At 43.9% G+C, this 9,296-nt stretch carries 9 protein-coding genes; 3 read left to right on the top strand and 6 right to left on the bottom strand.

What is annotated here, in order from left to right; all coding sequences use genetic code 11:
• Positions 1 to 216 precede the first annotated feature (216 nt).
• The 3 genes from VZ94_RS25750 to VZ94_RS03145 all read left to right on the top strand — a co-directional run bounded on the left by VZ94_RS25750 (position 217) and on the right by VZ94_RS03145 (position 913).
• Positions 217 to 390 (top strand): hypothetical protein, encoded by a 174-nt coding sequence (locus VZ94_RS25750; RefSeq protein WP_157844838.1) that lies wholly within the window; start codon positions 217 to 219, stop codon positions 388 to 390.
• Positions 387 to 587 carry a hypothetical protein gene (locus tag VZ94_RS25745; RefSeq protein WP_045778130.1) on the top strand — a complete coding sequence of 67 codons (201 nt, stop codon included), beginning with the start codon at positions 387 to 389 and terminating at the stop codon, positions 585 to 587. Before VZ94_RS25750 ends, VZ94_RS25745 begins: the two co-directional genes overlap by 4 nt.
• A gap of 95 nt (positions 588 to 682) precedes the next feature.
• Positions 683 to 913 (top strand): hypothetical protein, encoded by a 231-nt coding sequence (locus VZ94_RS03145; RefSeq protein WP_045778129.1) that lies wholly within the window; start codon positions 683 to 685, stop codon positions 911 to 913.
• A gap of 6 nt (positions 914 to 919) precedes the next feature.
• Here the strand turns inward: VZ94_RS03145 and VZ94_RS03140 are convergent, their stop codons facing one another.
• From VZ94_RS03140 to VZ94_RS03120, 6 genes are all read right to left on the bottom strand, one after another.
• Positions 920 to 1,672 (bottom strand): enoyl-CoA hydratase/isomerase, encoded by a 753-nt coding sequence (locus VZ94_RS03140; protein WP_045778128.1) that lies wholly within the window; start codon positions 1,670 to 1,672, stop codon positions 920 to 922.
• Positions 1,673 to 1,674: 2 nt separating this feature from the next.
• Positions 1,675 to 2,748 carry an ACP S-malonyltransferase gene (gene fabD / locus VZ94_RS03135; protein WP_045778127.1) on the bottom strand — a complete coding sequence of 358 codons (1,074 nt, stop codon included), beginning with the start codon at positions 2,746 to 2,748 and terminating at the stop codon, positions 1,675 to 1,677.
• Positions 2,749 to 2,807: 59 nt separating this feature from the next.
• Positions 2,808 to 5,951 carry a putative Ig domain-containing protein gene (locus tag VZ94_RS22135; RefSeq protein WP_052700177.1) on the bottom strand — a complete coding sequence of 1,048 codons (3,144 nt, stop codon included), beginning with the start codon at positions 5,949 to 5,951 and terminating at the stop codon, positions 2,808 to 2,810.
• Positions 5,893 to 6,249 (bottom strand): calcium-binding protein, encoded by a 357-nt coding sequence (locus VZ94_RS25740; RefSeq protein ID WP_052700176.1) that lies wholly within the window; start codon positions 6,247 to 6,249, stop codon positions 5,893 to 5,895. Before VZ94_RS25740 ends, VZ94_RS22135 begins: the two co-directional genes overlap by 59 nt.
• Positions 6,162 to 8,234: a calcium-binding protein gene (locus tag VZ94_RS03125; protein WP_052700175.1), complete on the bottom strand. Its 2,073-nt coding sequence runs from the start codon at positions 8,232 to 8,234 to the stop codon at positions 6,162 to 6,164. Before VZ94_RS03125 ends, VZ94_RS25740 begins: the two co-directional genes overlap by 88 nt.
• A gap of 356 nt (positions 8,235 to 8,590) precedes the next feature.
• Positions 8,591 to 9,296: class I SAM-dependent methyltransferase (locus tag VZ94_RS03120; protein WP_052700174.1), on the bottom strand; the 706-nt coding region annotated here is incomplete at its 5' end.

Genomic DNA, 9,296 nt, shown 5'->3' with positions numbered 1-9,296 from the left:
TCTTGGATCACTAAGTGGAAGATGTTTTTTGCTATATCTATGCCTATAGTTCGCATTGCTGTGTCCATGATGAACTCCTTAATAATTTGAGATTATGTACTCAAAGTTTATATCAATTTGCTAAGTGAGGAGTCCATGTCATCATCCTATGGCCCTTTTTCAATTTTCGGGGAGGTAGTGAGAACTACCGCATAAATCAACAACACCTTCTTCACAATGCACTCAACCGATAAATTACAACAATTCTTGCCTTCCTTGGCGCGCGGCGTCTACCGGTTTAATCAGCAATTGGGCGCTTACCTGCAAGATGCCGACACAAAAGGCTTTATCGAAACAAAAAAAGCATTCTTACCGCGCCAGTATAGAGATGCAATCGAAAAAATGACTTGAAAGATTTTCTAGAAACAAGGGTCGGCACACTAGAAAATAACATAGTGCAAAATATTCAACAGTTAGCGACTGTTGGGAGCGACTTAAAATACCAAGCCTCTACGCATTTTGAAAATATCAACGCCGATTTATTGGCTTTTCGGACAGAAATTCAACAGCAATTAATACTCAAGAAGACGAACTCAATGGCTGTTTAGATAGGCACATTGAAGCTAATAAACAACATGCCGCCGACCTTAAAAGACATTTAGAAGCAGCATTAAAAAATGCTTTCAGACAAATTGAAGACGCTTTGGTACAGAAGATTGATAACAAGTTCGACCTAATTACCCAAGACCAGACGCGCTTTATTGAACGCCAAACCGCTTTAATCAACAACAATGCGCAGCAAATCGACCAGTTGCAGCGCATTTTTGATATTCAACGTGGCGAAATCGCCCAAGTTAAGCAAGATATTCTCAATGCTGCAAGACCTTCATTTCCTTGGCTCCGGAAGGACTCGAACCGCCGACCTAGTGATTAAAAGTCATTAACTCTCCCAAGGCAATAACCCGGTTGCGACATACCGTTTGATTTTGTTTAACGTTTCGGGATTGGCAAACATCGCACGGTTAGCGTTTATTGCGGTGCTGCGGTTATGCTCTAGCGCAGGATAAAGTTGGTTGATATAGCGCTTATAGTTTGCAATGCCGGTTTTTGATAAATGCCGTAAACGCAATAAATGTATTCTAAGCAATGAAGCGCTGTTGGCATCGCTAGCATCGACTAAGCCCCAAGCTAACGCCAGTTCCGTGTTAATTGGTTTTGTGCTTAGCGTTAAATAATGTGCTTTTTGCAGACCAATTCGGCGGATTAAAAACGGTAATACGCAAGCGGGATATAAATCGAATAATAATTCCGATAAGCTGAATTCAGCGCTGTTATCCGCTAGCACAATGTCACAGGCCGCGACTAAGCCGACGCCTCCGGCATTGGTTTTGCCTTTAACATGGGCAATGCTGACAAAATCTCCCGACGCTAATTGTTGTAATAAGCTGTAATAAAGTTCTGGGGTTTGTGTGGGAGTATTCGTGGTTTGTAGGCCAGAAAAATCAGCGCCTAAGCAAAAATAGTCCGGCATTCCTTCTAGCACGACTATATGAGCCGATTCGCTCAGCGCCGCTAAGGCTTGTAAGCATTCGGTTAACATCTGGTCGTTAATCGTGTTGCCTTGGGCTGGGTTATGCAGTTGTAGATAACAAACTGGCGGCTCTAAACGCAGCTTAATCGCTTGATAGCTCATGCCTATACCGGCGTCACTTCGACTAATGCGAAATAACCGTTGTAACCGTTTAAATATATCGCGGCTCTATGGCCAAATAACAACATGGCTTCCGTTTTCGTCGTTAAAGGTTCGTCATAGCCGGCGACATTGACTTTGGTACCAATGGGGTAGCGTTGATTCCATGCAGCAATCATATCGGTGGCACTTAGCGGTTTAATAGGTGTTTGCGCGGTCGTTGCTTGTGTACTGGCATAATACTCTTTAATGCTAGGTATTAATTTACTTAACACATTACCTGGGCCTACTTCAGTAAAGTCGGTTACGCCTTGTTGTAACAAATACAGGATGCTGTCTTGCCAGCGTACTGAGTGATTGATTTGTTGCGCTAACAGGTCTGCTATCGCGTGTTGTGGATAGGGTAGGGCATTGATGTTGGCGATGACGGGTATGGTGAGTGTAGCGAAATTAACGCTTTGTAAATACGCGCTAAATTCAAGCATCGCAGCTTCCATATAGCGCGAATGAAATGCACCGCTGGTATTGAGCGGAATAAAGCGAATCTGACCGTTATCAAAACAGGCTTGAGCTTCGGCTATGTCATGTTCTAAGCCAGATAAAATGGTTTGGCTAGGCGAATTATAATTGGCGATGTCTATGCCAGTTAAGCCGTGTTTTTGTAATATTGCGTGAATGTCTTGTTCGTTTGAGCCTAATACCGCAGCCATTGCACCTTTAGGCGCTTGGCTCATTAATTCGCCGCGCTTTTTTACCAATGTTAAACCATCGGCAAAACTTAACGCGCCTGCGCTTTCTAACGCGTTATACTCGCCTAAGCTATGACCTGCTACAAAATCAGGCGTGATGCCGGTTTGCTTAAGCTGGTGTCTATAGCTTAACGCATTCACGACATACAGTGCAGGCTGGGTGTATTGGGTTTTATGCAACACTTGATTGGGGTCGTTAACGCATAAGTCTTTAATCGAATACCCTAACAGGCTATCCGCTAATTCAGTGAGTTCAGGAAATTCAGCGAATAAAGCTTCTCCCATACCTTTAAATTGTGAGCCTTGACCGGGGAATAAGTAACATTGCATAGGTGTTGTTTATAAAGTAGTGGGTTGAAAAGGTAGACGATGCCTACTTAACGAAGTGACTAATAACCAAAAACCTCTGTATTTTCAGTATGAGTGATGCCGGTTAATTGTATGCGAGCGCTAGTATTATCGTCGCTAATATTAACCAGGGTGGTACCCGTAGTCGTTTGTGCTGAATTGCTATCGCCATCGCTAAACAACCAGTCAATGCTGACGGTATCGGGTGGGTTAATCGCGGTATTTTGATAGGCAATAGAGGCTAAGGCTTGGTTAACGCGTTGTTCGGTTGCGTTGGCGTTAAATTCTATTGTTAATACGCCTTGGCTATTGTTAACCGTACCAATCACTACACCGTCAATAAGCGCTTGTTTATTACTAAAACTTAACTCACCTTGGGCGGAAAAGACATCTTGTGCCTTAGCTAATCCGTGGCGCGATACTTGGATACTTGCGCCTTGGTAGTGGCCTTGAGCGCTGAGTTCGGTATCGTAAATAACAATATTGCTATTTAATACTACAGCTGCGCCATGACTAACATAACTAATCTCATTGTTAGCCGTGTTAATCGTGCCAAAATAGCCATCTAAGCGGCCGTCGCTAAGGTAGCGCACAACCGTCGCTTGACCGTCACTGATGCCAGTGACTACGATTTTGCCATCGCTTTGTAGTGTTAAGTCATAGGCTAAGTCGTTGCCACCCGTTGATAAGTCCGAGATGACATACCCAGTTCCAGCAAAACTGGTATCTAATGAGCCATCATTGTTATAACGAGCAACGGCAAAATCCCATTGCCCGTTATTAAAGCTAGAACCGGCGACAAGGATTTTGCCATCAGTTTGGAGCGCTATGGCTTGTGCTTTATCTAATCCGGCGTTGAAGTCGGTGGTTAGCTTACCATCATCACTAAAGCTGTTATCTAAAGAACCGTCGCTGTTATAACGTGCTAGTTCAAAATCTGCCGATGTGTTGCTGAAGTTGTAACCAGCCACGACTAGCTTGCCATCCGCTTGTATTGCTAAATCTTGCGCCCAATCGGTTTTGCCGTCGAAGTCGGTGCTGACTTTACCTGCGTTACCAAAACTAGTGTCTAATGTACCTTGCGAAGTGTAGCGCACCAGTTGAAAGTTAGTGTTAGCGCTTTGGTAATCATAACCAGCGACGACAATTTTACCGTCGTCTTGTAGCGATACGGCTTGGCCAAACTCAGCACCACCATCAAGGTCGGTGTTGAGTTTACCATCCCCAGAAAAACTCGTGTCTAAAGAGCCATCTTGGTGGTAGCGTGCTAACGCAAAATTTTCACTTTTGCCATTGCTGCTAAACCCCGCAACGATTATTTTGCCGTCGGTTTGAGTTGCAACACTATAAGCACGGTCGCCAAAGAGAGCAGTATTGGCTTGACCAAAATCGGTAGTGACTACACCTTGCTCACCAAAGCTGGCGTCTAATTGGCCATTCGCTAAATAACGTAATACTGCAAAATCATAGTTAGAGGCGGTTAAGCTAAAACCAGTAACGAGTAGGTTGCCATCATCATCGATGCTGAGGTCAAATGCTCTATCATCGACACCGGCTAAAGCTGTTAACACGGTGCCGGTTTGGTTAAATTCAGTATCTAAACTGCCATCGCTGTTATAACGCACTAGCGCAATTTGTGCGCCGTTGCGGGTCTCGCTGTAACCGGTGATAACGATTTTACCATCGCTTTGCAGGCTTACCGCTTGTCCCCAATCGTTGTAAGCGCCTAATGTTGTGGTAACGATACCGTCACCTGCTTGCATAAATGTCGGTGCGCTATTGGCGCTGGTGACACTTAGCGTGAATTGGTCGCTGGTTTGCGCGCCGGCTTTATCGGTGACGATGACGTCTATGGTGAGGTCACCGACGTCGCTTGCGCTAGGTGTACCGGTAAATAAGAGTCCTTTAGCATTAAAGTTAAGCCAGGCGGGTAGGGCAGAGCCATCGCTTAAAGTAGCTGAATAGCGTAACGTGTCGCCGCTATCTACATCAATAAAGCTAGCGCGTGGGATTCTGTAAATTAACGGATTATCGTAGATAACAGTTTGATTGTCTAAAGGTTCGGCAAGATAAGGTGCGTCATTAACTGAATTGACATCAATACGAAATAGATAAGCATCAGTAGAAAACGCCTGACCATCGCTGACTTTAAAATAAAAGTCACCATAATGGTCGCCGTAATCGTTGTTATCTGGCGTAAACATTAGCTTGCTGGCGTTAATATCATCAACGCTAATCACTTGGTCAACTGCGACATCGACACCGTCTAGCGTTAACAGGCCCCCTTGAGGCAATTGGGTAATTTTGACGGCTTGTAAGCTATCGCCCGCATCGCTATCGTTAAAACCAAACTGGTTTGTGGCAAAGGTTAGAGCATGGTCTTCATCAATATTATCGGTTTGATTGGCTGACGTAGGGGCTTTGTTGCCGTTAATATCGCTATCCGTCCAAATGGTATCGGTAAAGACGAATTGGTCAATTTTATAACTGTCATCATAGAAATAATATTGGATTTCTAACTCACTGTTATCAGTAAACGTGAACAATAAATGCGAGCCCTTTTGAGTAATCGCTTTTACATCACTAGAGGCATAATTCGTTAACACGACTTTGTCTATAGCTATGTCATAGTTATTATCGTAGTTAACAATAATGTCCTTACCGCTTTTTTTACTAATAACGTACGTGTCGTTACCATCGCCACCGTTTAAGGTATCATTGCCACTATAGCCGATTAAGCTATCGTCACCTTGACCACCGTGTATATAATCGTTGCCAGCACCACCTAATACACGGTCATTACCGGCTTCGCCGTACAGTCGATCAGCGCCTATTCCGCCTTCTATCGTGTCATTGAGTTCCGCACCTTGTAATGCATCGTCGCCGTCAAAGCCTTTAATGACATTATTAGTTAAGGTATAGCCGGTAATATTGTCGGCATAGACTGTGCCGATTAAGCCTAACGACTTAAGCGTTTCCCATGTCCATACCCGTCCATCGCTAAAGATGAATTTATCAATACGGTAATTTGCACTATAAAAAAAATCTTGGATAGTAATTTGTTGGTTACCATATTGAATGACTAAATCACCGTCGTTGTAATTGGCTCGGTCTGGATTTCGGTATTTAGCAGTAATATCGGCTGGGGTAAAAATCGGTAAATCGCACGATGTCGATACTACCATCGCTATCGCCATTGTAGATAACATCACTACCATCATTTTTGCCGATTAAATAAACATCGTTGCCTGCGCCACCAGCTAAGTCATCGTTACCAGTACCACCAATAATCTCATCGTTGCCGTCGTCGCCTCGTAAACGGTCGTTGCCAGCGCCGCCATCAACGGTGTCGCTAAGGTTTTGACCATTTAGATAATCATTGCCACCTAGACCTTTTAAGACGTTTTTTTCATTAGCATAACCTGAGAAAAAAAGTCGTCTAATTCCGTCCCCATTAACCCCAGTTTTTTTAACTGTTGCCAACCCCAGGTCACACCATCAGCAAACTCAATTTTTTCTACTCGAGAATTTTCACTATAAAAATAATCATGCAAGGTTAACTGACCACCGTTTGCATATTCTAAAATTAAATGACCGTTGTTGTAATTTGACTGAGAAGGGTCGCGGTATTTGGCTGTTATCTCGGTGGAGGCAATATTGGTGAATTTAACAATATCGATACCACCGCTAGAGTCATTGTCATAAATATCATCGTGACCGTCGCCTTTAGCGATTAAATAAGTATCGCTACCTTCATCGCCTTGCAGTTTGTCATTGCCTCGACCGCCATTTAAGCGGTCGTTGCCTTCGAAGCCGCGCAGCACATCGTTACCGTCACCGCCGAAAAGTGAGTCATTTAATTCTCTACCACCTAAGAAATCATCGCCGGCAAGTCCGTATAGCGTGTTGTTATCGTCTTTATAACCATAAAACGAATCGGCCAGCGACGTGCCTATTAGCCCCACGCTTTTTACGTCTTCCCAGCTCCAAGTGACGCCATCGCTAAAGATAAATTGTTCGATTTGATAGTTCGTATGAGCAAAATAATGATCGATAGTGAGTTTGTCGGTCTTACCATATTCTAAGACTAAATGACCGTTATTATTGTTGGCATAGCTGGTATCTCGGTATATGGCGCGAAGGTCGGTAGAGGCAATGTTAGTGAATTTAACGGTATCGATACTACCGTTAGAATCGACATCGTAAATTTCATCGTGACCGTCTCCTTTGGCGAATAAATAAGTATCTGCGCCTACACCTCCATCGAGATAATCATCACCGCTACCGCCGACTAATCGGTCATCACCGTCAATACCGTATAATTTATCATTGCCCGTACCACCTTCTAGCGTATCATTTAGTTCTCTACCTGATAAGGTATCATTTCCGTCTAAACCCGTTAAATGGTTATTACTGGTTGTGTAACCATAAAAGCTATCGTCGAATGCCGTGCCGACAAGTCCTAAAGCTTTTACGTCATCCCAGTCCCATACTACGCCATCGGCAAATTGGATTTCATCGATGCGGTAGTAAGGGTCGTTAAAGAAATAGTCGAGTCTGACTTGATGACCATTGCCGTATTGAATGAGTAAATCGCCACTATTATAGTTGCCATTGCTTGGGTCTCGGTATACAGCGGTTATATCAGTGGAGTTGAGCGCTTCAAATATTACAACATCGGTGGTTGCATCCGATACGCCATTGGCGATTTCATCTTGCCCACCGTCAGCGCTAATCACATAAGTATCATTGCCAAGGCCGCCGTCTAAATAGTCGTTGCCTGTACCACCAATTAGTCTATCGTCTCCCTCGTAACCGTAGAGCGTATCATTGCCCGCACCGCCGACTAGCGTGTCATTGAGCTCACGTCCGACTAAATAATCTTGCCCATCTAAACCAGTGATGTTATTAACTTGACCCTCGTAACCTCTAATGAGATCGTTAAATGCTGTACCGACTAAGCTTAAGTTTTTTAAATCGTCCCAGGTCCAAATAACATTATCAGTAAAACGAATCTCGTCTATTCGGTAGTAGTCACTATTAAAGTAATAATCAAGCGTAATTTGGCCACCGTTGCCGTATTGAACAATTAAATGACCATTGTTATTGTCGTTAGCGATGCTGGGATCGCGCAAGACAGCCGTTATCTCGGTACTCGCTAAGTCGGTGAATTGTATGGCATCAATATCGTTAGTCGAGTTTGAATTTTGGATTTCATCTTGACCGTCGGCTTTGGCAATTAAACACACATCACTGCCCGAACCTAAGTCGATAATATCATTGCCTAAACCACCAATGAATTTATCATCTCCGCCATAACCGACTAGATAATCATCGCCTAAGCCACCATTAATGGTATCGGCTTCATTCGAGCCATATAATTGGTCGGCATCATCAGTACCTTTTATTACTAGACCGGCTTTATTTTTTCGGATGATTAATAATTCAGAAATAGGCGCTTGACTCATAAGGTGACCTCGTTTATTTGTGTGTGGTGAGCAACGAACCGGCTTGCGCCGAGAACTATCTCACAAAATCTGTGCGGATATTACCCTTGGCGTTTAGTTTTTTTCAAACTATGCCGTTATTTGGATACCAACGTAAGGCAGGGCAGGGTATTCAGGGTGCATAACGCCAGGGATGGCGTGTAGTAGGCAGAAAACCGCTCCTGCGTTTTCTGCATTCACCACATCCATGTGGCTTAGCAACGCAGGAGCAGTTGCCGAGGAAGCCGTGAATACGTCCCTGTAAGCTTGGTGGCAGCATCCATGCTGCCAACACCTGCGCCCTAAATACCCTGTCCCTACTAAAGTGTATAACCCCGTCATTTCTGTGCCGATACCAGTACGCATAAGCCGGTAATCGAGTTTAAATAATAATACGTCCATAAAATTTCCGTGAGTTGTATGACGTTAAGTTGTCCGTGGTAAAACGCGGCATGGATTTTGTTAATCGTATGCAAAAAATGCCGTCCCCATATCGCTTCACTGGCATCTATAATTTCAATGTTACGAAAACCTGCCGCTTTAAGCGCGCTTTCGTATTCGGCAACAGTTTCGATATGGTTAGCAGGGCTTGGAAATACGGCGTGTTGGGCTAGACGGTCTGCTGAGGTAAATAACGTGTCCGATAATACTAAACGACCTTCGGGCTTTAACACTCTGAAGGCTTGTTCTAAGAATTTTTGCCGGGTTTCAAAATGGAAAGCGGCTTCGATGCAGATAATATTATCGAAAAAGTCGTTATCAAAGGTTAAATCGACAGCATTCATCACTAAAGCATGACACCCCGGCGCGTTTTTTTTGACTGTTTCGATTTGCTTGGCAGAAATATTAATGGCCCAAACCTGCTCTGCGGGATAATGATTTAACAAACGCTTAGTTGATGCGCCCATACCACAGGCAACATCTAAGATGCGCCCTGTTTTATGAGGGATGAAATCGAGTAATTTGTCTTGTAAGCGTTCTGACGCTTGGTGTTGAGTTAGCGTGGTGTCGTCCCAATAACCAATATTGCGAAATTCGCTGTTG

It is taken from the genome of Methylocucumis oryzae, from assembly GCF_000963695.1.
GTDB classification, from domain to species: domain Bacteria; phylum Pseudomonadota; class Gammaproteobacteria; order Methylococcales; family Methylomonadaceae; genus Methylovulum; species Methylovulum oryzae.
This window is presented reverse-complemented; position numbering and strand designations above follow the sequence as displayed.